23 protein-coding genes and 1 tRNA gene are annotated in these 23,851 nt (G+C 44.2%); 12 read left to right on the top strand and 12 right to left on the bottom strand.

The features are described from left to right. Positions 1–11 precede the first annotated feature (11 nt). From flgG to CXF83_RS08900, 8 genes are all read right to left on the bottom strand, one after another. A complete protein-coding gene (gene flgG / locus CXF83_RS08935; RefSeq protein WP_101092233.1) occupies positions 12–800 on the bottom strand; it encodes a flagellar basal-body rod protein FlgG in 789 nt (262 codons plus the stop codon). Positions 801–810: 10 nt separating this feature from the next. After that, positions 811–1,554 carry a flagellar basal-body rod protein FlgF gene (flgF, locus tag CXF83_RS08930; protein ID WP_101092234.1) on the bottom strand — a complete coding sequence of 248 codons (744 nt, stop codon included), beginning with the start codon at positions 1,552–1,554 and terminating at the stop codon, positions 811–813. A gap of 197 nt (positions 1,555–1,751) precedes the next feature. Further along, positions 1,752–3,113: a flagellar hook protein FlgE gene (gene flgE / locus CXF83_RS08925; RefSeq protein WP_101092235.1), complete on the bottom strand. Its 1,362-nt coding sequence runs from the start codon at positions 3,111–3,113 to the stop codon at positions 1,752–1,754. A gap of 74 nt (positions 3,114–3,187) precedes the next feature. Then, positions 3,188–3,994, bottom strand: a complete 807-nt coding sequence (flgD, locus tag CXF83_RS08920) for a flagellar hook assembly protein FlgD (protein ID WP_101092236.1) — start codon at positions 3,992–3,994, stop codon at positions 3,188–3,190. Positions 3,995–4,019: 25 nt separating this feature from the next. Beyond that, complete coding sequence (gene flgC, locus CXF83_RS08915; RefSeq protein ID WP_101092237.1) at positions 4,020–4,436, bottom strand: flagellar basal body rod protein FlgC; 417 nt, start codon at positions 4,434–4,436, stop codon at positions 4,020–4,022. A 2-nt stretch (positions 4,437–4,438) separates the two neighbouring features. Then, entirely contained in the window at positions 4,439–4,837 is a 399-nt protein-coding gene (gene flgB, locus CXF83_RS08910; protein WP_101092238.1) for a flagellar basal body rod protein FlgB, read from the bottom strand. Between the two features lie 173 nt (positions 4,838–5,010). Beyond that, positions 5,011–5,844 carry a CheR family methyltransferase gene (locus CXF83_RS08905; protein ID WP_101092239.1) on the bottom strand — a complete coding sequence of 278 codons (834 nt, stop codon included), beginning with the start codon at positions 5,842–5,844 and terminating at the stop codon, positions 5,011–5,013. A gap of 139 nt (positions 5,845–5,983) precedes the next feature. Further along, entirely contained in the window at positions 5,984–6,904 is a 921-nt protein-coding gene (locus tag CXF83_RS08900; RefSeq protein WP_101092240.1) for a chemotaxis protein CheV, read from the bottom strand. Positions 6,905–7,189: 285 nt separating this feature from the next. On the opposite strand from CXF83_RS08900, the gene flgA reads away from it, so the two are divergent. The 3 genes from flgA (at position 7,190) to CXF83_RS08885 (ending at position 8,773) form a co-directional block, all read left to right on the top strand. After that, positions 7,190–7,903: a flagellar basal body P-ring formation chaperone FlgA gene (gene flgA / locus CXF83_RS08895; protein ID WP_101092241.1), complete on the top strand. Its 714-nt coding sequence runs from the start codon at positions 7,190–7,192 to the stop codon at positions 7,901–7,903. 76 nt (positions 7,904–7,979) lie between these two features. After that, entirely contained in the window at positions 7,980–8,303 is a 324-nt protein-coding gene (flgM, locus tag CXF83_RS08890; RefSeq protein ID WP_101092242.1) for a flagellar biosynthesis anti-sigma factor FlgM, read from the top strand. A gap of 44 nt (positions 8,304–8,347) precedes the next feature. Continuing rightward, the gene (locus CXF83_RS08885; RefSeq protein ID WP_101092243.1) at positions 8,348–8,773 is read left to right on the top strand and encodes a flagella synthesis protein FlgN; all 426 of its coding nucleotides are present in this window, start codon (positions 8,348–8,350) and stop codon (positions 8,771–8,773) included. 223 nt (positions 8,774–8,996) lie between these two features. Here the strand turns inward: CXF83_RS08885 and CXF83_RS08880 are convergent, their stop codons facing one another. Further along, entirely contained in the window at positions 8,997–9,452 is a 456-nt protein-coding gene (locus CXF83_RS08880; RefSeq protein ID WP_101092244.1) for an LPP20 family lipoprotein, read from the bottom strand. After that, on the bottom strand, positions 9,453–10,082 hold the full coding sequence (locus CXF83_RS08875) for a FlgO family outer membrane protein (protein ID WP_101092245.1): 630 nt from the start codon (positions 10,080–10,082) through the stop codon (positions 9,453–9,455). 497 nt (positions 10,083–10,579) lie between these two features. Here CXF83_RS08875 and CXF83_RS08870 point away from each other — a divergent pair, with 497 nt between their 5' ends. From CXF83_RS08870 to CXF83_RS08855, 4 genes are all read left to right on the top strand, one after another. Then, a complete protein-coding gene (locus CXF83_RS08870) occupies positions 10,580–11,746 on the top strand; it encodes a flagellar assembly protein FlgT (protein ID WP_101092246.1) in 1,167 nt (388 codons plus the stop codon). Between the two features lie 83 nt (positions 11,747–11,829). Further along, a tRNA-Arg gene (locus CXF83_RS08865) sits at positions 11,830–11,905 on the top strand. Positions 11,906–12,600: 695 nt separating this feature from the next. After that, entirely contained in the window at positions 12,601–13,590 is a 990-nt protein-coding gene (locus CXF83_RS08860) for a putative porin (protein WP_101092247.1), read from the top strand. A 373-nt stretch (positions 13,591–13,963) separates the two neighbouring features. Beyond that, on the top strand, positions 13,964–14,782 hold the full coding sequence (locus tag CXF83_RS08855) for a DUF2797 domain-containing protein (RefSeq protein WP_101092248.1): 819 nt from the start codon (positions 13,964–13,966) through the stop codon (positions 14,780–14,782). A gap of 217 nt (positions 14,783–14,999) precedes the next feature. Here CXF83_RS08855 and CXF83_RS08845 read toward each other — a convergent pair whose 3' ends face one another. Continuing rightward, entirely contained in the window at positions 15,000–15,569 is a 570-nt protein-coding gene (locus CXF83_RS08845) for a DUF4136 domain-containing protein (protein WP_232775080.1), read from the bottom strand. Positions 15,570–15,809: 240 nt separating this feature from the next. Continuing rightward, positions 15,810–18,719 (bottom strand): M9 family metallopeptidase, encoded by a 2,910-nt coding sequence (locus CXF83_RS08840; protein WP_101092250.1) that lies wholly within the window; start codon positions 18,717–18,719, stop codon positions 15,810–15,812. Positions 18,720–19,472: 753 nt separating this feature from the next. On the opposite strand from CXF83_RS08840, the gene CXF83_RS08835 reads away from it, so the two are divergent. The 5 genes from CXF83_RS08835 to CXF83_RS08815 all read left to right on the top strand — a co-directional run bounded on the left by CXF83_RS08835 (position 19,473) and on the right by CXF83_RS08815 (position 23,812). Further along, positions 19,473–20,066, top strand: a complete 594-nt coding sequence (locus tag CXF83_RS08835; RefSeq protein WP_101092251.1) for a LysE family translocator — start codon at positions 19,473–19,475, stop codon at positions 20,064–20,066. 20 nt (positions 20,067–20,086) lie between these two features. Next, positions 20,087–20,650 carry a DUF1415 domain-containing protein gene (locus CXF83_RS08830; protein ID WP_101092252.1) on the top strand — a complete coding sequence of 188 codons (564 nt, stop codon included), beginning with the start codon at positions 20,087–20,089 and terminating at the stop codon, positions 20,648–20,650. Between the two features lie 42 nt (positions 20,651–20,692). Further along, positions 20,693–21,457 carry a ribonuclease H family protein gene (locus CXF83_RS08825; RefSeq protein WP_101092253.1) on the top strand — a complete coding sequence of 255 codons (765 nt, stop codon included), beginning with the start codon at positions 20,693–20,695 and terminating at the stop codon, positions 21,455–21,457. A gap of 423 nt (positions 21,458–21,880) precedes the next feature. Then, positions 21,881–22,300: a hypothetical protein gene (locus CXF83_RS08820; RefSeq protein WP_101092254.1), complete on the top strand. Its 420-nt coding sequence runs from the start codon at positions 21,881–21,883 to the stop codon at positions 22,298–22,300. A 138-nt stretch (positions 22,301–22,438) separates the two neighbouring features. Next, positions 22,439–23,812, top strand: coding sequence for a leucyl aminopeptidase family protein (locus CXF83_RS08815; protein WP_101092255.1), 1,374 nt, complete (start codon positions 22,439–22,441; stop codon positions 23,810–23,812). Positions 23,813–23,851 lie beyond the last annotated feature (39 nt).

The following is a 23,851-nucleotide window of genomic DNA, read 5'->3' as shown; positions in this document are numbered from 1 at the left end:
TGATTTTACGCTTACAAATTCTGGTTCACGTACGACAACATCTGATCAACCGCAGAGATAACCTTGGAGTTCATCTCGTAGATCCGCTGACTTTCAATCAGGTTCACCAGCTCTTCTGTTACGTTAACGTTTGAGGTTTCTAATGCGCCTTGGCGAATAGCGCCCATCCCATCAAGGGATGCCGTACCTTGGATAGGCGTGCCGCTGGCTCCGGTTTCCATATAAAGGTTTTGCCCCATAGGATCCAGGCCTGCAGGGTTAATAAAGTCAGACATTGAAAGCTGGCCAACCACTTGGTTTTCAGCATTACCAGGGGTTTTAACCGACACTTCGCCTTCAGCCGATACCGTAATACTGCTGGCATCATCAGGGATGGTAATGGCAGGTTGCACCACATAACCCGAACCTGGCGTTACAATTTGTCCTGTGTCATCCAAGCTAAATTGACCGGTGCGAGTATAAGCCGCAGTGCCGTCTGGCATCTGCACTTCGAAAAAACCAGGACCTTCGACCATCAAGTCTAACGAGTTATCGGTCGTCAGCATGTTGCCTTGGGTAAAGACTTTTTGAGTCGCCACCACTTTAGTACCGGCGCCGATGTTCAAACCATTGGGTAATTTGGTATTTGACGCACTAATACCACCCGCTTGATTCACGTTTTGATAGAGCAGATCTTCAAAAACGGCACGGCTCTTTTTAAAACCAATGGTGCTGGCGTTAGCCACGTTGTTTGAAATTACAGCAATGTCAGTTTGCTGAGCGTCTAAACCAGTCTTACTTATCCATAAAGCGGGATGCATAGTCTTTCTCCTAGCTTATGCGCATTAATGAGGCGGAAGCTTTATCGATTTCTTCTGCTGTCTTCATCATCTTGACCTGCATCTCAAACTGACGTTGTATGTCAATCATCGATACCATTTCATGTACTGCATTAACGTTACTGCCTTCAACAGCACCGCTAAGTAACCCAACGCTAGGATCTGCGGCGGCTACTTGACCCGATATTTGACGGAATAAACCATCTTGGCCACGCATCATATTTTCATTACCAGGCTTGACCAACTTAATACGGCCCACCTCTTCAATAACCTCAGCTGTGGCACCCGATGGACGGACAGAGATAATGCCATCTTGAGATATTTCAATTTTTTCGATAGGCAGTGGCAACACGATGGGGCCATTGTCACCCATCACAGCCGTGCCTCTATCATTGCGTAAAACGCCTGTGGTATCGAAGCTTAAGCTACCTGAACGAGTGTATGCTTCGCTACCATCTGCGGCTTGAACCGCAATCCAGCCATCACCTTTTACGGCAATATCTAGATTTCTACCGGTGGTTTTCATCGGACCACTGGCAAAGTCAGCTGACGGGTTTTCGGTCATTGCGAACACGCGCGTTGGCAAACCTTCACCAAAGGCTTGCATCGAACGCGCCTGAGCGAAATCCGATTTAAATCCGTCAGTACTAGCATTTGCCAAATTGTTGGCACTGATAGCCAACGCATTCATATTCTGTTTCGCGCCGCTCATGGCGACATAGAGTAACTTGTCCACTTAACGCTCCGTCAAACTTCCGTCTAACGTATTAGATAGCAAGCATCGTGCCAGAAATGTAAGTGTTGCAATGGGATATAAAAAGAGGGAGTTGCAGCAAGAATATAAACAATGGGACTAAAAGAGGAAACACGTTGCCGTGCGGCAACGTGTAAACGTATAACGCGGCTAAAAACCGCGTTAACAGACCTTAATGATTATCGGATCTGCAGTATGGTTTGTTGTAGCGTATTGTTGACTTCCAGCGTTCTCGAGTTAGCTTGGAAGTTACGCTGTGCAGAAATAAGGTCAACCAACTCGGTGGTCAAATCCACGTTTGATTGCTCTAGCGCTGAAGAACGAATGCCACCAAAAGTGCCACTGTTTGCCTCACCCGCTAATGCTGGCCCCGAATCAATGCTCGCTTTCCAAGAGGTATTACCCGCTTGTGATAAGCCCTGCTCGTTGGCAAAGCGGACTAATGCTACCCGTGCCAATGGCACTGTTGAACCATTACTGTAACTGGCGTTAACAAGGCCATCAGCACCCACTTCAACGTTCGTTAAACGACCTACTGTAGTACCGTCTTGGGTTAATTCAGTGACTTCAAATGGTGATGAATATTGAGTTGGTTGATTAAACTTAAGGTTTAATGTTTGCGTACCATCTGCGCCAGCGCCGAGCACATTCGCGCCACCAACACCCAAGGCTTCAGTCTGAATAGTCGCAGGATCACTCCCCTCATATCCACCCGTATCGTTAAAAGAGATTGCTGCGCCTTTCCAGCCACCGGTCGTTTCAGCCGTTGCCGTGCCATCTATCACACCGTTGCCACTAGTATCGATATTATAAGTCCCTGCTGCGGGATCGACATTCACTTTTTTGCCGTCAACTGCGTAAAAAGCAACCCAGTTACTTTCGCCTGTGTGCGCCGCATTGGGTGGGCGAACAAAATAGCTTGTCATAATATGTGGCTCACCTAATGAGTCATACATGGTGACAGACGTTGAATTGTTAAATGTATCAGGGTCATCGGGGTTGAAATTTGCTGGGTCTAAGGTCTTATCACCCGCATTCAAGTTCATCTGCATACCGATATTTTCAGTTTTTACTGGGCTACCTGCCGTATCCGGAATTTTGACTGGCTGCGTGGTGGTTAAACTCACTGATGTTGAGTTGCCATCTTTATCAACCGGGAAGGTTTGCAGAAAGTTACCTGCTGAATCAACCATGTAGTTGTTTGAGTCAAACTTAAACGCACCCGCACGAGTGAATGAATGATCTTGTGATCCCACTTCTGATGAAGTGACGAAGAAACCACCGCCGTTAATCGCCATATCAAGTGAGTTATTGGTAAATTGTAAGCTACCTTGCTGGAACTGCTGCGCCACCTGGCTGGTTGCAACACCGCCACCGACGGTTGTTTTGCTATTAGCAAAAATAGAGGTCGCGTAAACATCGGCAAACTCAGCACGTGATTCTTTAAAACCAGTGGTGTTAACGTTAGCGATATTGTTTGCGGTTGTATTGAGATCTTTTTGCGCAGCAGATATACCGCTCAGAGCAATGTTAAATGACATAGTTCACCTCTATCCTTGTTCAATTCGTTTTAGGAGAGGTTTATCTGCCTCTCTTATTAATATCTGTCGTGCGTTTACGATTCTGACACCGCTAATACATCACTAATCTTAATACCGCCAACGCCGCGCAAATTCAAAATAGCGCCGGTAGCTGCTGTCCCTAACGACACGCTCGTGACGTGAGCGTAAGTTGAAACGGGTAATTCTTCACTCTTGCCATCAACTTTACCCGTGACTTTTAGGGTGTAACTCCCTTCAGCAACAGGCTCGCCATTTTTACCCATACCGTCCCAAGTCACCTCAACGTTGCCGCCCGCACTGCCATCCACTTGAAAAGTAGATATCAGCTGACCAGATTCATCTTCGACGCGAACGGTTAAGTCTTTAATCGTTTCAGGTGTACTGACGACACCCTTTATGACCGGCTCTTCAGCTGAGATATAGCCGGTATCCGATGGGATAAGTACTTTTTGCCCAACCAGACCTGACGCTTGCAAGGCTTGGCTTGATGTCGTTAGCGCATTGAGGTTAACAATCTCTTCGTTAAGCTTGCTAATACCGTCAACGGTCGAGAACGATGCCATCTGTTGGATCATTTGATCATTGTCGACTGGCTTAAACGGATCTTGCATCGACAACTGTTGACTCAACAGCGAGAAGAAATCTTCTTGCGATAAGTCCTGACTATTGGCTTCAGGTATTGAATTTTCTGCAGGCAAACGCAAACTGTCTAAAAACGGATTACCCGTTGTCGGAGTCGACGTTGCTGCCGCGTTACTTTGTACCGTCGTCTGCGTCGCAGCTTGCGGCGTAACAGTGCTAGCACTTTGTGGCTGGCCTGTTGCAGATTGCGTGTTATTGAGCGGATTAATAAGGCTCAAAATTTACCTCCAGCTTTCACTGAGTTTATTTACCAATTCTAAGGGTTTGCTGAAGCATCGATTTTGCAGCTTCAGTCACTTGTACATTCATCTGATATGAGCGAGAGGCAGAGATCATGTCGGCCATCTCCTCCATCACATTGACATTGGGCTTATAGATAAAGCCATCAGTGTCGGCCATTGGATGACCTGGCGAGTATTCTTTATTTAACGGTAAGTCACTTTCAACAATTCCCTTAACGGCAACGGCTTGTGAAGCACTTTGATGCTGTTGAGCTTGGTTCATTTCAGCTTCAAAAATAGGATGGCGAGCACGATAGGTCTTACCCACACTGCTAGATACAGAGTCTGCGTTGGCAATATTACTGGCCGTGGTATTGAGTCTGACCGATTGCGCCGACATACCTGAACCTGCGACGTTAAAAATATTAAATAAACTCATAATTATTCGCCTCTAATCGCTTTTTTCATGCCTGAAAACTTGCTGTCGAGAAAACCGAGTGACATTTGATACTCAAGGGCATTTTTCATGAAGGCTGATTGCTCCTCTTGAATGTCTACTGTATTACCGTCACCGGTGTCTGGCTGATTCGGTACCCGATAAGCGACATTTTGCTGCGTTAACGCGGCTAAATCGAAGTGCTTGCTATCGCTCTTGGTCATGGACAAGCCCGATTGACGTGACTGCGCTGAATTCATTGCTTTAGCAAAATCAACATCGCGGGCTTTATAGTTTGGTGTGTCGGCATTGGCAATATTTGAAGATAGGACCTCTGCACGTTGAGAGCGTACGCCCAAAGTGTACTGATGAACGCCTAATGCACTATCAAAATTAATCGCCATAAAATTGCCTCCTCAGCTCGATAGCTAGAATAAAGCAATTGGTGTGCCAAATTAGTCTAAAAGAATGAAAATAGACGATTTACTTAGAGGGTAGCGCTATAGCGGCGGGATGATGCGGATAAACAGGGTGTCAAAAATGCGTTGATTGCACTTCAACACCCACAACAATAAGCTTAAGTTCGTTTTTGGTAATAGATGCCAGGATTACAGCGCACCATATCAAACTCATCAGACAAACCGGCAATAGACTCTGACGCACCCAAGAAAAGAATACCTTTAGGGTTCAGTGCGGCAGCAAATTGCCGCAATATTTTCCGCTTTGCCTCTGGAGAGAAGTAGATCAATACATTGCGGCAAAAGATAATGTCGAACTTGCCGAGCAAGGTATAATTTTCGAGCAAGTTGTGAGCTCGAAAATTAACCAATTGCTTCACATTGTTCTTAATCACCATATTACCCGATGGCAATGCATCAAAAAAATGACGTTTTCGTTCATCTGATAAACCACGGGCTAACGCTAAATTGTCATACTCCGCTTTTTTACAGCGCTCAAGCATCGTCGGCGAGAGATCCGTCGCCAATATACTCGCTCCACCGGGCAGTGTTCCAGGTTTACGCTGCTGATATTCCAGAATCGTCATGCTTAAAGAATACGGCTCTTGCCCCGACGAACAGGCAGCTGACCATATTTTTACCGGTCGACCGAGTCGGCTGTAATTGGGCAAAATGGAATTAAACAGCAACTCGAAAGGATAGCGGTCGCGAAACCAAAGAGTTTCGTTGGTTGTCATGGCATCGATAACTTCAGTGCGAAGTTGACGCTCTGTGGGTTTCATTGAATGCTTTACAACATCCGATAAAGAGGGAAGATTATACTTGCCCATTAGCGGCGCCAATCGACTGCGCACAAGATATTGCTTGCTGTCACCGAGCACAATACCGCTGTGCTGCTCTAAAAACAGTCTAAACTGATGGTACTCGTTTTCAGCAAGTGATTTATTCGGCACTCTGTATCCTAAATATCAATAAAACAAGTCGCATAAAAGGCGCAACTTTACAACAATCGCTGGGTTATACATTAGCCATCTCGGAAACACAAGCAAGACTTGGTTTCCGCTGGCTTTGCTGTGAACTTAGCCCTACGCGTTATAAACTTAAATGTTTGTTTACCGCGGCGGCTAACTCATCAGGGTTAAACTTAGCAATAAAGTCATTAGCGCCCACTTTTTGCACCATCGCCTGATTAAACACGCCACTAAGCGAAGTATGTAACACCACTTTGATGTTTCTAAGCTTAGGATCATCACGTATTTCAGCGGTGAGGGTATAACCATCCATTTCAGGCATTTCAATATCTGAAATAATCAACGGAATTTCAGTCGACACGTCGTCGAGTTCCGCCGCTATTGCACGTAACTTTTCTAATGCTTCTTTACCATCTTTGGCAGTATCGATTTGCAGATCAAGCGAGGCTAACGCACGAATAATCTGTTTACGGGCCACCGATGAGTCATCTATCACCATAATGTGATAATGCTTATTTCTATCGATTGTCAGCTTCTCGTCTAACTCTTTACTGATGTTGGTATTGACGGGTGAAATCTCATCTAAGATTTTCTCAACATCCAAAATCTCCACTAACTCATTATCAATCTCTGTCACGGCCGTCAAATATGAGCCACGTCCGGCGCCTTGTGGTGGCGGCATGATCGCTTCCCAGTTCATATTGATAATACGTTCAACCGAACTGACCAAGAACCCCTGCACACTGCGGTTGTACTCAGAAATGATAATAAAGCTGTTCTCAATGTTCTCAATTGGGCGGCCGCCTGTTGCAGCACTCAAATCAATCACTGAAATGGTCATGCCGCGTACATGGGCAATGCCACGCACACTAGAGTTAAGTCTAGGTAAGCTTGTTAACGGAGGGCATTGCAGCACCTCTTTTACCTTAAATACGTTAATGCCGAATCGTTGACGTCCATTAAGTTTAAATAACAATAACTCAAGTCGGTTTTGCCCAACCAATTGCGTTCGCTTATTTACTGAATCAAGAATGTTCGACATAAAATTTGCCTTGTACTTACTTTTTATCGGTTAAATCTAAAAGATTAAATTTAGGTGTAGTTAACGCTTATTTCGTTGTTCTTTCGCATCCATATTGTCAATACTGATCAATATAAACTCATCCCTACATTTAGGCATACTACTTGCTTAGTTAGCACTATCTGATTCAAACGTTGCGACATCAGTCAACTTTATGACGCCCAACGATTTAATGAGTTCGCTACCGACATTCTACAATTAACACGACTTAGGTGCATTCTAGCGAATCAAGCTAATGTATTCATTATGAAAATAAATTTTTGGTTACTTTCTACCGTACTTTATTTCCCTGTAATCACTATTGCAGATGCCAATCAGGTTGCTAGTGTTCCCTCTTTATCGACCATTTCTCGATTAGCTATAGCGGCAGTTGAAGAAAAAATTGAAGCGCCAGAAAAAGCGAAGGTCAATATCACGCCGCAAAAATTAGATACCCGCGTCAGCTTGCCTAATTGCTTTCTGCCGATAAAAGCAGAAATAGCCAGCGATCGAGCAATAAGGCGTAACAATACGGTCAAAATAAGCTGCGACAGCCCAGACTTGAGTTACCCATGGCAAATATTTTTATCGGTAAGGGTCGATATTCTCTACCCGGTAGTGGTGGCTAAAGCCACCTTAGGCCCTGGCGATTTAATCTCACAAAGCGATGTAGCCATTGACTATGTCGAGCAAAGCACGCTGCGAGGTCAACAGTTTGACCAATTAAGCCAAGTGGTCGGCGCGCGGCTTAAACGTCGAGTCGCACCACAGCAACCTATTTTTAATAACCATCTGTGCGTTGTTTGTAAGGGCGACACTGTCTCTATCATTGCACGGTCTCAAAACTTCGAAATAAAAACCGTCGGCGAAGCATTACATGATGGCAATTTAGGCGACAAGATTCGAATTAAGAACAGCCATTCACATAAAACCTTAAACGCAAAAGTCATTGCGGTTGGCCAAGTTGAAGTAAGAATGTAAAATAACATTAAAGTTAACGGTTATCGCGCCGATAGCATGTGTAAGAAAGTCTCTTTATTCAATGTTGGATACCAAAATGGCTATGGATATTAAACACGTAAATAGCGCTGCTACAGCGCGCATCAACACCAGTAATGCCGGCAAAGGCTCTGCATCACAAAGCGCGACAGCAGCGCCAGTGCAAACTGCGGTGGCACAAAAAACTGACTCGGTGTCAATTACACCGCAGGCACAACAGATCCAAAATGTGCAAACTAAGATTGCCGACATGCCCGATATTGACCAAAAGAAGGTTGATGAAATTAAGGCTGCAATCGCTGAAGGTCGTTACAAAATCGATCCAGAAAAACTTGCAACTAATATCGCAAACTTCGAGAATGAACTTAGCGATTTAAACTAATGTCTCCGCAAACCGCGGATTAAGGCATAAAAGATAAGGCCATTATGACTAATTTATCTCATCTATTGAGCTCACAACATACCGTGTTGACTGAGCTTAAAGCCGTTATTAGCCAAGAAACAAAAGCGCTACAGTCTCAAGATGCTGACACATTGTTGTCACTTGCCAGTACTAAAGCGACCTTACTTGACAGCCTAAAGCATAACGATGAGATGATAGCGACTCAGCCAGATAAAAGTACATTAAAGACCGACGCCACATTATCTCAGCAAGTTAGTGAAACAAAAGCCCTGCTAGCCGAGTGCCAACAGCTCAACGCTGAAAACGAGTCTTTAATTGAATTGAGCTTAGCCAGCTTAAATCGCTTCTCTCAGGCGCTGCAAGTCAGTCGTAATTCAGCCAGCCTCACCTACGATGAAAAAGGCCGCACATCCAGTATTTCTAGCTTAGGTAATAATTTAAGTGCTTAGAAGCCGGTAAAATTCGATAAAAGCTAAGACGGCAGATGCCAAGACGGTAGAAACCTAGATCGTTAGCTTTATAGCCTTAATAATATTAAGTGACTAAAACCCTCAAACTACTTCTAACACTCTTTTGATCTTCCCTGCTCGAACCGTCCCCGCTCGAATCGGCTTTAAGTCGGCTCTTAACCGATTATCACCGTCTCAGCCCGAACCGACTTTAAACCGGCTCTTAAAAATAAGTGATCTCTTTTACCTTCTGCGAGCGGTTTTGCTGCTGGTACAAAGCCCAAACTTGTTCAAAGTCCAATTCCAACTCAGTGACATAATGCTCGCCTGCAGGATAACTATTGACCACTCTGGCACCACGGATCACACCAGAAACTGAAGCTTTAATGTTATCGCTCGACAACATCCAATCACTGACTTGGCTTGACGCTGCCAGGTGTTGTCCGTAGACCTGCTCGGCCAACTCGCGATACGCCGCAATTTTTGAAGCTTGCATCGCCATCAACACCCGTTGAGCGGGGTCGCTTGAGGGTTGATTCGCCAGCGTGGCATAACCAATAGCTGTTAACGTCGGAAAAGACTCAGGCGCTTCGGTCTCGTACTGCACATAACGATCCTGCGCTGAGCAGCCACCTAACACAACCAGCAATAACGCCGCACATACCATAATTGCTTTCATCTACTGGCCTCCTTCAATCGTTACCGTACGTTGCCCTGAATTTTCAGAGCGATACAACAAACCGTTTTCAGACACCACTTTTTGCGAGTGAGTTAACATGCCCGGCATTGCCGCAATGGGTACAAAGCTCTGTGCCACAGACACCACACGGTTATTGCTCACATCAACAATGCGGCTATAAATAGCCACACCCTCTTTGTCTGGGCTCATGGTGGTAACCACAACATGCCTAACGTCGATATCGCTGGGTAACTGCTGCCAATCTCGGCTCAGGATAAAGTCACCGGCGGGCGTCACTCGTAATGTTTCAGCCACATTCATGTCGACCAAATTAAATTGATGATCATGCAATGCCGCAATGAGCCCTTGCTGATACTGTAAACCCAATTCATTGGTGGTCGCTAAATCTGACAACATCACTGGCGTTGCCACTAATAACGGCTCTGTAGGCTTTAAACTGTCATTTTGCCTAACTAACTCGTTCACCATCTGCTGTGACAGATAGTTAATCGATGCCAAATGCGGCAAACCATTGCCGCTCACGAGCGTCTGCTGATCAGATGCTACAGGTTGCAGATTTTCACAGCCAAATAACAGCAGTAACGGTAGTAAAATTAATGTCTTATACATCTTTTCATTCCTGTTATACAGACACAGAGATTGGCCTATTCAACCCCAAGCGCTTTGCTTTAAGTCAGTAGCAGCGTGCTTTGCTCAAACGGCGGCCAATCGAAACGAATATGTTTATCTAATGCTGTTATCGGCGCTCGCATCAATAACTTTATGACTAATACTCATCGCTATCGCTTCATTCATTTCTAATCACTCAAGCATTGCACTTCTAGTGACACTGACTAAAACCAGACTCGCTATTATCTCGTTGATGCACCTTGAACTGAAAAGCCTGTGCCTTTCCCAATTGACAACGTGTTTAATGCAATCGCATTATATTTAGTCTAATGCCCATGAATCTAGCACCATCAGCAATAAAGGGCATAGATATTGCTTATTAGAAGCTTATCGATTCAGACTGTCATTTTGTCGGCAAACCATTGCCTCCTCTTTTTGGCAAACAGTCACCTTTATAATTGCGCCTTAATGTTGGCGTAAAGACTTGGAAAAATAATATGAAACTTGGCTCATGCATCATCAAGGTTATTCTCGCTTGCTCTTTGGTTCTCACTGCGCCCGTGCAAGCAAAGTGGACCCAAGCAACAGGCCAAGCCAAGATTGTAGACAATAACCTTGCTAAAGCCCGAGAAGATGCCATAGAGCAAGCAATAAGCTATGCCACCTTGAAAACAGGCGCACACTTTTCAAGTGAACAGACCGTCAGTAATGGTCAACTCGTGAATGACAGCTTCACCCTAAGCCGCAATGCACAAAGCCAACAGGTTGAGATGGTCAGCGAGCTGGTAGAAGACGGCTACATAACAGTGAATATTCGCATCGACATGATTGAACCGTTTGAGCAGGCCTGCCAAGCCAGTGAGCTAAAAGCCTCTATTCTGGTACCGCAAGCCTCAATAAAAGACCGTTCACAACTCAGATACGGTAACCTAGGCCTATTCGAGCAAAACCTGTCCGAACAACTCGCTCAAGTGATTGAAGCAAACTCAAGCAGCAGCTTTACCCACCTGCATGCAAACGAGCGCTTAGATGTCGACCAGACGTTAGTGGATGTTCGCGGTTATAGGCTGCCAAGCTGGTTAGGTGAAATCACCGACAGCCAATACATACTGCTGCCAGAAATCATCGATATATCACCCGAGCCATCAACCCGCACTTTTGGCTTGTGGGAAAACGACCCCATGCGAGTGTTTCAGTTTAAGTTATCGCTGTTTCATGCGATTAGCGGGGAAAAGGTCTGGAGTAAACAATACTCGAAATCTGCTGAATGGGAATTTTCACTGCAGCAAACCGTAAACTCCAATAGTGACCAATTCTGGCGTTCTGAATATGGCGCCATGATTAGCACTGTATTGCTCGACGCTAGCCAAGATATTGACCAAGCCCTTAACTGTCGCCCCTTGTTAGGCCAAGTGATTGCTAAGCAGGCTAATAGGATCATTCTCAACATAGGTCGACGCAACGGTATTCGTGTCGGCGATACACTGCAATTGGTACTACAACAGAATATGCCCGACAGACTGGATAACATGCGTGCAGTCGCTGGAAAGAGCAAAGCAACTATCACTATCGACCAAGTCACCGAAGAAAGTGCCACGGCAGTGCTTAAAGGCCTCAGCGCATCATTAAATATTCAGATCAATGATCTGGCCATAAAACTCTAACCGAACAATAAACAAGCAAATGAATTCAAAGACTTTATATGTACTCTGTTCATCTGGAGTAAAACCAGTATAATCACTGACGTCTCCCTATAGCTCAACAGGATAGAGCAGTCGCCTCCTAAGCGATCGATCGGGGTTCGAGTCCCTGTGGGGAGACCATATATATAAGATTCTGTATATGCAATTCAACAAGTTCCAGTTTCAACAACACCCTGTGCCGTCATAACAACAGCACGCTTTAGCACTTTTTTTATCCTCTCTCTCAGTATTAGTGTTGGCATTAGTCGAGTAACCTCAGTTTTACGTCGTTAATTCCTGCTATTAACCAAAAACTGTAAACTTTACAGCCTAACCATTCCTAAACGCCTTATTACCTTATTCAAAAGAACCTTTTGCAGCTTATTGATTCGACACTCGCCTTAACAAGCAATAGCGGTCTCTATATCTGTATTTGAAACCAGAAAAACCATCGCTTATCGAGTCGTGGTTCTTTGACACCTGTAGTGAACATTCCAACAGACGCCTCTCTGGTTAACGTTGCTGACAATGAAAGCAACCCAAATGGATCAAGCCGTTGAGCAGCTGAATAGAACAGATTTAAGCTCACATTATTAGGGACTCTGCATCTAAAATGGGGGGGGGGGGCAACAAACTCCTCTTACGCCTATATTTTAATAAATACTTATAAATAAGTTTGAATATTAGGCGTTTACACTAGAGTTATTATTCAGGTATATTATCCATGACAAGGAAGCTGTCATTTCATTAAAGGATTTTAATCATATAAGAGGTAACACCTCTTAATACTTTATTTTATCCAGCTTCCTTGATAATAATTCAAACAAGGAAGTCACATGAACAAGAAAACCCTATCTCTTGCAGTACTATTAGCGCTTGTCGCTACGTCTGCCAACGCAAACGATAACTCGAGCAATACTTATCAGCATGAAGCCAATGTTACTTTTGGTAGCCATACGGATGATTTTGATAACGGACTCTGGAGCGTAGATTACCGCTTTTATTTCAATCCAGTCGATACTCAAAACGGTCCCTATGCACTCAATGGTTTTCTGGCACAAGAATCTAATATTGGGGCTCAATACGCTCAAATTAGCATACTCGATAATAGTGCATCTTATCGTATCGACGGCAGCTATGTATTCGATTCAACTTGGTTTGTCGCCGCCAATTATAGCGAGGTCGACTTAGACGATGATGCATTCATTGTTCCTATTGAGGATGATATTTCTGAGTATGGATTTAGCGTCGGCTACTATTTCAATCCGACATCTGAATTCTCACTGTCCTATCAAACTGGCTCAGCATCTGGCAGTAGCTCTTTTGACAATGATATCTACTCCCACTCAGCGAGTTCAGAATCCGACAATAAAAAATACTCTGCTCAAGTGCATAGTTTTGTTCCATTAGCATCATTTTCAGGCTTGGATTTTCTCGCCAAATGGAGTTATATCGACAGCAGCTCTGATTATATTAGCCAAGTAATTGATAACAAAGGTACTAGCAACTATAACCGGAACTCTCAAGTAGATAGCAACATAGTGAACTTAACGGCTGATTGGTACATTACAAAGTCATGGTCTGTTGGCGCTGGTTATTTATGGGGTCAATATGATGCCGAGAATAAGTTCATCTCTACTGATGGTGATTATCATCAATACAGTATTGATGACAGTAACAGCTCCTACTCTATTTCAACTTCATATTGGTGGCAGATATCACAACTCTTTGCCGCTAATTTCAGTGCCGCAAAACAGTTTGGTTTAGATGGGGACAACACCCCCGATGGTTTTGCGATTGGCGCCTCTATAAACGGCCGCTTTTAGTCCCAGTGACATCCCACTAACATGACTAAGTTAGCGGGATGTCTTTTAAACCAGCGCGCTATTCACTCCTTACTTAGCATTTCGAATAACCTTCGCTGTAGCTCTGCCTGTTCTAGATAATGGTGTCAATCAAACATCAAGTCTTTAGCTATCTGGCAGACAAAATCACCACAATACGCGGCTGCAAAACCAGCTTACTCTAGTGTGCCAAACAAACTGCTTCGAACAAGACCGCTACCAAACAGATCGAGTAATAACATAATCGTTATCGATTTACTGCGTGTTATCTCTTTTAGCAATCGAAAAAACCATTCCAAGACGGGTTTAACATTCTGTTAGACTAGAGCCAAATACTTATAAAAAATGAAATGTCATGCTTGGAACACTCAGAAAAATGCGCAGTCACCTTGATGAGAATCAGTTGGTGCAATATCAATTGCCCGTCGGCGATGAGTTACTCGATTTAAATCCACTTATTGGCTCTGAACTTACGCTGACCCATACAGGGAAGATCCTCTGTTGTAACTGCGGCAAGAAAACGAAAAAGAGCTACTCGCAGGGCCATTGTTATGTGTGTATGCAAAAGCTCGCTAGCTGCGATATGTGCATCATGAAGCCAGAAACGTGTCACTTTGCGGCGGGAACTTGTCGCGAGCCATCTTGGGGAGAAGCTAACTGCTTTGTACCGCATTATGTCTACCTGTCTAACACTTCGGGCATTAAAGTGGGCATCACTCGCCATACCCAATTGCCAACACGATGGATAGATCAAGGCGCAACTCAAGGTCTACCGATCTTTAAAGTTGAGACCCGTTTCATCTCAGGTTTAGTCGAAATAGCCTTAGCGGAAATGATTGCAGATAAAACCAATTGGCGCACCATGTTAAAGGGCAATGCTGACAATTTAGATCTCAAGCAGCAAGCCGCGATCTTAATCCCACAAATCACTGAGCGTTTGGCTGAAATCACCGCTGAACATGGTGAATTTGCAGTGTCAAAACTTGATGAGCCCATCCAACAGATCCACTTTCCAGTGAACGAGTTTCCCACTAAGATTGCCTCACATAACTTTGATAAGAACCCTGAAGTGTCGGGTGTTTTAAAAGGTATTAAAGGTCAATATCTGATCTTTGATACTGGAGTGATCAATATTCGTAAGTTTGGTTCGTATGAAATCAGCGTAGCTTACTAAGTTAACTTGCTGAATCTTGGGGGCTTACATTCGCACTTACATGATCGGCACAACTAAAAACGCCCTGCAACTGCAGGGCGTTTTTATGGATTTGATCATCGATTAAGTCACTTGAGGCAATTAATTCACGCGACGTCACTCGTCTTTTGGTTAAGGCATGACCCTTTAAAGGCGAGCACATAGCCGCATTAGTCAGAGGCCGTATGAAAAGTTAATCTTATACTGTCGGGATCGGTTTTAGCATTCGCGATAATAGCTGCTCAAAGCGTTGCTCTCTCTCTTCGGGTTTGTTATCGAGTTCGGTAAAACCTTGCGCTAATACTCGCCAAATTGGCATAGGACTATACGGCGAAAAGAAAGCCACCAGTACCGAACCTTTTTCATATTTATCATCAACCCCATGGGTTGATAATCCTGGCACTAAACCCGCTCTTTTTAAGATCTCTTTATCATCCATTTCAGATTCAAGCGCTAAACCAAAGCCAACGATAATACTGGGTGTTTCATATTGAGTCGCAAGACGGTATCCCTTCGCTTGCAATGCTTGAGTTATGGCGTGGCGCATATGTGCAATCACGACTTGGTCATCAACTTTGTCGCTCGCGTGAACCGCAGACATCGTTGGGTGCCAACCGAATACTTTTGAAGAACTAGTAAGCAGAGATAGATCCCCGCTAGTGACCATAGTGGTCCGAGTGGTGGGGATATCCGTTGCTGCAGAAGTGCTGCAGCCCGATAACGCCATTAACCCCATCAACATAACTGCTACATAGTTTTTTATCATCATGTTTTAAAATCCATCTCTAAGATTACGTCACAGATTAACATTTGAAACATTAACCTAACCTGACCTAAAAACAATTGCACCCATTATCTGTTCTAGCTGTCTCTATCACGAAGCCAATAACAGCATTTCGCTGAAGAGACCGGGCTGCGATACTTTGTCGAACACAATAAAAAAACCGACTCATAGTGAGTCGGTTATTTTTTGGATCTAACCATGGAATATCAATAATGGGTTAAGTCACTATTTAATATCCACAACTAAGCTTGCACCGTCACTTGATGGTGCGCCATCTGCACTAATGTAGTACCAACCTTCAACAGGCGCTGTAATCGTAAGACTTTCTACGTTACCTTGGCTTTCAGACTTCACCTCATACGAGCTTGAATTCGCCCAAGATTGGCTATTTCCGTAAAGGTTTACATCGCCCGTACCATGGCCACTTGCCACACTAATCTCTTCTGTTCCCGAGGGGACATAGAAGTAATAGCTTGAGTGCCCATCGGCAATACAAATTGCTGCACCGTACTCCACACTGCCATAGCTATAGGGAGATTGAGTTGCACAAGCATCTGCAACAGCGACGGGGGTTATACCTACGTCGCCGTCAGTCAAACTAACGTTTAGGCTAACACCTTGATACTCTTCGCTGGCAACGAGGCTGATATAGACCCAACCACGGTTAGCAATTACATTTAGCTGTTCATTATTGCCCACTGTGTCAGCTTTTGCGGTGTAAGCCGATGGCTTTGCCCAAATGTTTTGGTTGAAGTAAACATCGACATCACCTTCACCACCAGCAGTCGAGATATAAAGCGCGGTATTGTCTTCTTCGATGTAGGTATAGAAGTAGTTAACACCACCGCCACTAACACACTCGATCTTATCTTTGGTTAAGTTTCCATCACTAATGGTTGCCACGCCGCAATGTTCAACGGGCTCAACAGGGCCGTCTGTGTCGGCATTATCACCAATACCGTCACCGTCAGAATCGGCCCACTCTGTGGGATCACTTGGGAACAGGTCACCATTGTCACCGACACCGTCACCATCGCTATCTACAGTTTCATTTGGATTTGATGGGAAAACATCAGCGTTATCACCAACACCATCGCCGTCAGTATCCGTGGTTTCGCTTGCATCAAATGGGAATGCATCTTGGCTGTCAATCACGCCATCACCATCTGAATCCACGGGGGCTACAATACCGGTATCGATTGAATCGTCATTACTGCCTACAGACGCCAACCAAGTATTCCATTCACTGTTATAGTTTTGACCCACTGTATTGTCGATATAAGCCAACCAACCATCAGCATCACCGCCACGAGCAAGCACCAGCAGTGCATCTACGTCCGTTCTGTGATTTTCAAATAAGAAACGTACCGCTAAGTAGCCCCAGCTATAAACACGCTCCGAACCAGAGTCATAAGTATTAGACAAAATTTCACTTAAGCTGTAAGCCTGAGAGCGGCCTAAATCGATAGCACCGTCATTGCGATTTTGCTTAGAAATATATTCAGCTAATCCTTCAGACCACCAAACAGATTTACCCGTATTAATATCGAAGTAATTAAATGCACCATATTGATTAAATCGGCCATCGAGGTAGTGCACGTATTCATGGCGCAGATTCCACACTAGAATTTCATCTGTCCACGTTGCCTCGTGAGCAATAAATCGAGCTTGGTTACCGACTTCAGATGGCGTGCCTTCCAAGTACATACCACCGTTGTCAGTGCTAATACCAAAAATCACCCCCGCATACTGTGCATAATCATCATAGCTATCGAAAATGTTCACTTCTAAACTTTCATTTAAGTCATCGGCAACAGGCTGATAGCCCGTGGCTAACACATTATGAAATAGCAATTCTTCACTGCCCATTAGATCACAAGAGCTTTGCAGTTCGTCGTTTGAGAGCTGCTGCGCGCGAATATAAATCGTGTCGCTACAACTGTAGTTGATTGGTAACGCTGTTTGTTCTAACTCTTTTTCCCAGCCACAAATACCAAACTGCTCACACTCACCAGGATTGTAATAATCGAGGTAACCCGCGCCATCGGCCCACTCAGCCGACATGCGCTCAAATTTTCTCATGTATAACTGCACGCCCTCGTTGAGGCGTGTTTTTAGACTCTCTGGCAAGTTCCAGTACTCTTGATATTCATAGAAGCGGCCAAATTCATGAAATGCGTCGGTCGATTCATATTGATAAGCTGAACTGTAAATATACTCAGAGGTGGCGATGTTGAGTAGCCCATCAATCAACTCATCGTGATCCATGGTCTTCTTGTTGTATTCTTCTTCCCAGCTACCGTAATAAAGCGTAGTAAGTGCACTGGTCAGTGCTGCACGGTGACGGTTACTTGCCAAAAAGTCTGCATTAAACCTCTGCAAATAATCGGTAATAACAGGCACACTTTCTAAGATATGATCGGCACTTGCCCATGAAGTGAAAAACTCCGACAGCGTATCGCCAGCCGATTGGCTAAGGTCAAACAGATAGGGGTTCTTAGAATACTCAAGCAACGCACTGTAAATAGCATCAGCCGCTTGAGTATCACTGTAAGTTAAGTCATCGTTATAGAACTCAATGTAAAATGCACCGCGTAAGAAGTAAAAAAGGTTACGCATTTCATCGCCGTTACGGCTGTCATAAGTCGCAGCCATACTGCTTACTTGATTAGCCACCGCTACCACATTTTCAGGTTGGTAAGCTGCAACGGATACGGCATCATTTCTTGAATAAAGCTCAGAGATACAAGAAAGTTCAGCTTGCCTAACAAAATCAAAAAGTGCTTGGCCACTTAAATCTGCAAATTCACTACTACAGGCATTATCTTCAGCTTCCGCTGTTGGACCAGATACACCCATCGGCCCTTCAATCTTTTTTGCTTGCTTACTCTTTGCAGGCATCTGTCGCTGACTTTTCTCAATGCCCTTTTTCTGACCGGGAATATTGGCCCCTTTTTCAAAACGGTTGTTGAGCTCTTTTCCATGCGCAGGCTTTGAAGCCTCTTTAGCAGTGGGGGCGATTTCTCCGTTCGCTAGCGCAGCACCAGGGAAAATGATGGCTGAGCAAGCTAATGCTAAAACGTGAATTTTAAACTTGCCTCGTTGAGCTTGAGGCTTAGATGATTCTATTGACATGTTTGACTCCAATTATTCGCGACTATGTCGTCAAACCACCTGATTCAGGGAAGTGATAAGCAGACTTTTATAGGGCATGACGTTGATATTGTTACTGCATCATTTTCATATTGTTAATCTTTTGTTAAAAAGATAATTAAGTTTATAATTTATACAGTATCCAAAATCAAGTGTAAAAAACGTACAAGAAGTGACAGATAGTCACATTTAACGATCTGCACTGAATGAACAGTCAAGAGTCAAAAAAATGACTGAGGTAGTGGGAGTTTGAGGATGGATAGTCAGCGCTTATAGCCCGTTATATTACGACAATGCTGGTATATTTATAGAACATCATACTTTCGTACTCAGGCTGTTAGTGTGCTTTTAGGCCACAAAAAAATCGTGAGTACCAACCAAAAGTAATAAAGAATTCGCAATATTTATGAAAAATGAAAGTTGATGTTTTTTAGTGTTTTACCCTTGCAATGTTCCATTTCAATCAAGTGACTAAACTACATCGGTTAAATCTTCCCCAAGGTGCCAATAACCGATGTCAAAAAAATCACTCCTAAATATTTACCGCCAACATTCGCATAATAAATTAATGTTATCGACTTATTATGCAATATTGGTTTTTTTGTATTTTGTATATAACAAAAAGATATGGTTTAGTTGATTAATGGTAAACGACCTTAATCCACTCATAATGGTTTTGATCGGTGCACACGATCACGTTAGAATACGCGCCTTTCTATTCTGATTTTCGGACCTATGGAACTCATTTTAACGATTGCATTATTTGCATTCTCATCGGGAATAACACCTGGCCCAAACAATATTATGCTGATGTCATCTGGGGTTAACTTTGGTGTAAAACGCAGCTTGCCGCATCTCTTCGGCATCTGCATTGGCTTTCCGGCAATGGTTTTAGCCATAGGTTTGGGCTTAAGTGCGGTATTTCAAAGTTACCCTATATTGCATGTCATTGTTAAATATGTGGGCATTAGCTACTTACTGTATTTAGCTTGGCTGATTGCCAATAGTAGTGCCAAGATGAACGGTAAGGTTACCGTCGCCCCACTCACTTTTATCCAAGCGGCGGCGTTTCAGTGGGTCAATCCTAAAGCATGGATAATGGGCATTGGCGCTATAGCCACCTTTACCACGATGCAACAAGCACTTGCGCCACAAGTTATCACCATTGTCAGTGTCTTTTTCTGTGTTGCCCTGCCCAGTGCGTTTGTCTGGCTAGGGTTTGGCGTGGCATTAAAACGCATACTAAAGAATCAAAGACAGCAAAAAATATTTAACGTCAGCATGGCGCTCTTGCTTGTGCTTTCAATCATCCCTATGATCGCGCCATAACCCGCTATAGGCAGTATGTAATGACCAACAATATCGACCCAGAGCTGCAACAAGTCGCCACGCAAACCGAAAATTGGGTTAAGCAAGTGATTATGAAGTTCAACATTTGCCCTTTTGCGCGTCGTGAAGTTGAACGCGCGAGCATTCGCTATGCGGTTATCGATGAGTCAAAGCTTGATCAAGTGCTACAGGCATTGATCCAAGAGTGTATTTATCTTGATGAGCATAAAGAGGTAGAAACCACACTATTTATCTTACCGCGCGGGTTTGAGGGCTTTTATCCCTATCTAGATCTTGTCGATATCGCCACTGACCTATTATTTGAACAGGGATATGAAGGGCAATACCAATTAGCGAGTTTTCACCCTGATTATTGTTTTGACGGCGAAGCACAAGATGCAGCTGCAAACTACACTAATCGCTCACCCTATCCAACGTTACACATCATTCGCGAAGTCAGCATGGAGTTAGCGTTAGCCAATTACGATGACCCTGAAACGATACCCGAGCGCAATATAGCCTTTGCCGAGCGTAAGGGCAGCGAGTTTTTTGTACAATTGCTAGCACACTGCAAAAAAAGTTAACAACAATAGCCCTTACGGGGGTGGTTAAGGATTAGAAACCAGATGGCAACAAAGTACTATGTAGTGTGGGCGGGACGTGAAACCGGTATTTTCACTAGCTGGGATCACACCAAAAAACAGGTCGATAAATTCCCGCAAGCCAAATATAAGTCGTTTAAGACCCAAGCTGAAGCTGAAGCTGCATTTAAGCGCGTTCCCAGCTATGGCGGCGCGGCGCAAAAAAAATCGACCACGGCTAACACTGGCTCAAAAACTGAAAAAGCCAGTAAAGCAATCGACCTAAGCCAACATGACGTATCGATTTTTACTGATGGTGGCTGCGAGCCAAATCCAGGTAAAGCAGGTTCAGGCATTGCAATCTATCAAAGCGGTGAGCTAACAGAACTTTGGTATGGGCTATTCAACGCCAATGGCACCAATAACTCTGCCGAGCTTAATGCACTGCACCAAGCTCTGCTGTTAGCGGACAAAGCAATTAAAGCTGATAAATCGGTACAGATCTTAAGTGACTCTCAATACTCAATTAATTGCATTACTAATTGGGCATATGGTTGGAAAACCAAGGGCTGGAAACGCCAAAAGGCAGGCGATATCAAAAATCTCGATATCATTCAACAGGCTCATGAACTGTATGACAAACTTAAAGAACAGTTGTCAATTAAGCATGTATCCGCCCATGTGGGCATCGAAGGTAATGAATTAGCTGACCGTATGTCAATTTATGCAATTGATAAAAAAGACAGCAAATTTTGCCGTTATCAAGAGCCGATCGTGTTATCAAGCATCCTCAGTCTGCGCACTGGTTAGCCTATCACCATCCTACCTGAAGATTCAGGATTCAGTGGGAGTTTAATGGGCTTTAATCACAGGTTCATTGCTCCAGGCTGAACCTAAGCACCTACATCCATGTAGGCGAGGCATTGATTGCCACTAATGGTCGCTCCCTTAGTAAAATCAACAACACAGAGTAAAGCCTACTCTTAGTATAAAAAGCATACCTATCGCAGAAGGTGTTGTGCAAGCCCACTTCGTTGTTGCACTTACTTAAAAGGGAATAACCATTTCTACGTTAATGCGCCTAGAATTGAACTCGCACAACGCCTCTGAAACGAGCATCTTCAAGATAGGATGGGGATATATAGTTCGCGGTCAGTTTAAATCCAACTAAACTGACTGTTATTTACCTTTCTTTAATAGGTTTAATCTAGCTGCTATGCGACAATCGCGCCCATGAATATCTACCTGCTTTTACACAAGGCTCCTATTCGCGTTATCCGTATTGGAAGGCGTCGTATTTGGCTGCGTATAAAACTGGATATGCTGGTTGTTAAAGAAGCCTTATCTCAGGAAAAACAAGAAACCAAAGAGATGCTGGTGACTTACAAACGCTATACTCGTAAGCAAGCCAGTAAAGAAGAGTTAGTCGAGGCCAATAAGCAATTCGCCGACCTACTCAAGGGCCTAGGGTTAGGAGTATTTGCCGTTTTACCTTTTGCGCCAATTACCATTCCATTAGTGTTAAAACTGGGGAAAGTAGTTGGTGTTGATGTGTTACCTAGCTCGTTCAATAATATGTCGGAGCGAAAAGCGAATGCGCGCAGAACCTCAACCAAAAACCGCGTTAAAGCCCACAATACCCAATCTAAATAACCTCAGCCCAAGCCACCTCGGTTCGACTTAAGCAATCTAAAACAATCACTGTAAAATCATCTCTTTTCTTTCTAGAAAGTGACTAGCCTGATATTCTTGGGGCTATCTTTTAAACTCGTCACTATAAAGAGTCCCTACATGAGTAATATCATCGTTTCAGGTGTTTCAGGCATTCCCCTTTCCATTTTTAACAGCGAAACATTTTCACAGTGGCGCGAAAAGCAAGCTAAAAGCGTGATCAACTGGCTAACCACAACCCAGTTTTCAGGCAAAGGTGTATGCTTAATTCCCAATACTGAGGGTGAATTATCTGAGGTCATTTTTGTCAGTAACAATGACAACTCCTACTGGCTTTGTGGTGATTTAGTCGGCCAACTACCCGCGGGGCAATACCAATTAACCGCTGACGAGAAACAGATTAAAACCGCAGCCTTTAGTTGGGGCTTAGGGGCTTATCAGTTTAATCGTTATAAAAAGAGCGATAAGCAGTTTCCAAAGCTTGTGGTTCCAACACAAGCTCAAGCCGATGAAGCCAATAAATTCATCCGCTCGGTGTCATTAGTACGTGACTTGGTCAATACGCCAGCAGCCGATATGATGCCACAAGATTTGGCTGAAACAATGTCAGCAATGGCCACCGAGTTTGGCGGCAAGATCAGTCAAATAGTGGGTGACGAACTACTTGAGCAAAACTACCCAACCATTCACATGGTCGGCCGCGCGAGCGAGAATGCCCCGCGTTTAATCGACCTCACTTGGGGTGACGAATCCGCGCCTAAAGTCACTCTTGTCGGTAAAGGTGTGTGTTTCGATTCAGGTGGACTCGATTTAAAACCTGGCGCTGGCATGCGCTTTATGAAAAAAGATATGGGCGGCGCCGCGCATGTTATCGGTTTAGCGCAGCTTATTATGGCTAACAACCTGCCTATTCGTTTACGTGTATTAGTCCCTGCCGTTGAAAACGCTGTTTCAGCGAATGCCTTTAGACCCGGTGACGTGATCACCACACGCAAGGGTATTACCGTTGAGATTGATAATACTGATGCCGAAGGCCGCTTAGTCTTGTGTGATGCACTTGCAGAAGCCAATAACGACAAGCCTGAGCTAATGATAGATTTTGCCACCTTAACCGGCGCGATGCGCATTGCGTTAGGCACTGAGCTACCTGGGTTCTTTAGTAATGACGACCAAGTGGCTGCCGATATTACCGCCTCTGGTTTAAGTGTCGATGATCCTGTTTGGCGCATGCCTCTGCATAAACCTTACTTTGATCTCACCGGCAGTGATATTGCCGATTTAGCCAATTGTGGTAAAACACCCTTTGGCGGCGCAATCACCGCAGCGCTTTATCTAGAAGCCTTTGTTGATACAGACATTAGCTGGAGCCACTTCGATGTTATGGCGTGGAATAACCGTAAACTACCGGGTCGCCCAGTAGGCGGAGAAGCCTTTGGTATTCGAGCTGTATTTGATTACCTGCAAAATCGTTTCGCACCCGTTGATTGCAAGTAACGATTTGTAATAATACGATGCTTGTCATTCGACTGCCTA

The organism is Shewanella sp. Choline-02u-19, assembly GCF_002836205.1.
Classification (GTDB): domain Bacteria; phylum Pseudomonadota; class Gammaproteobacteria; order Enterobacterales; family Shewanellaceae; genus Shewanella.
The sequence above is the reverse complement of the archived record's forward strand: the minus strand, read 5'-3'. Positions and strand labels throughout refer to the sequence as shown.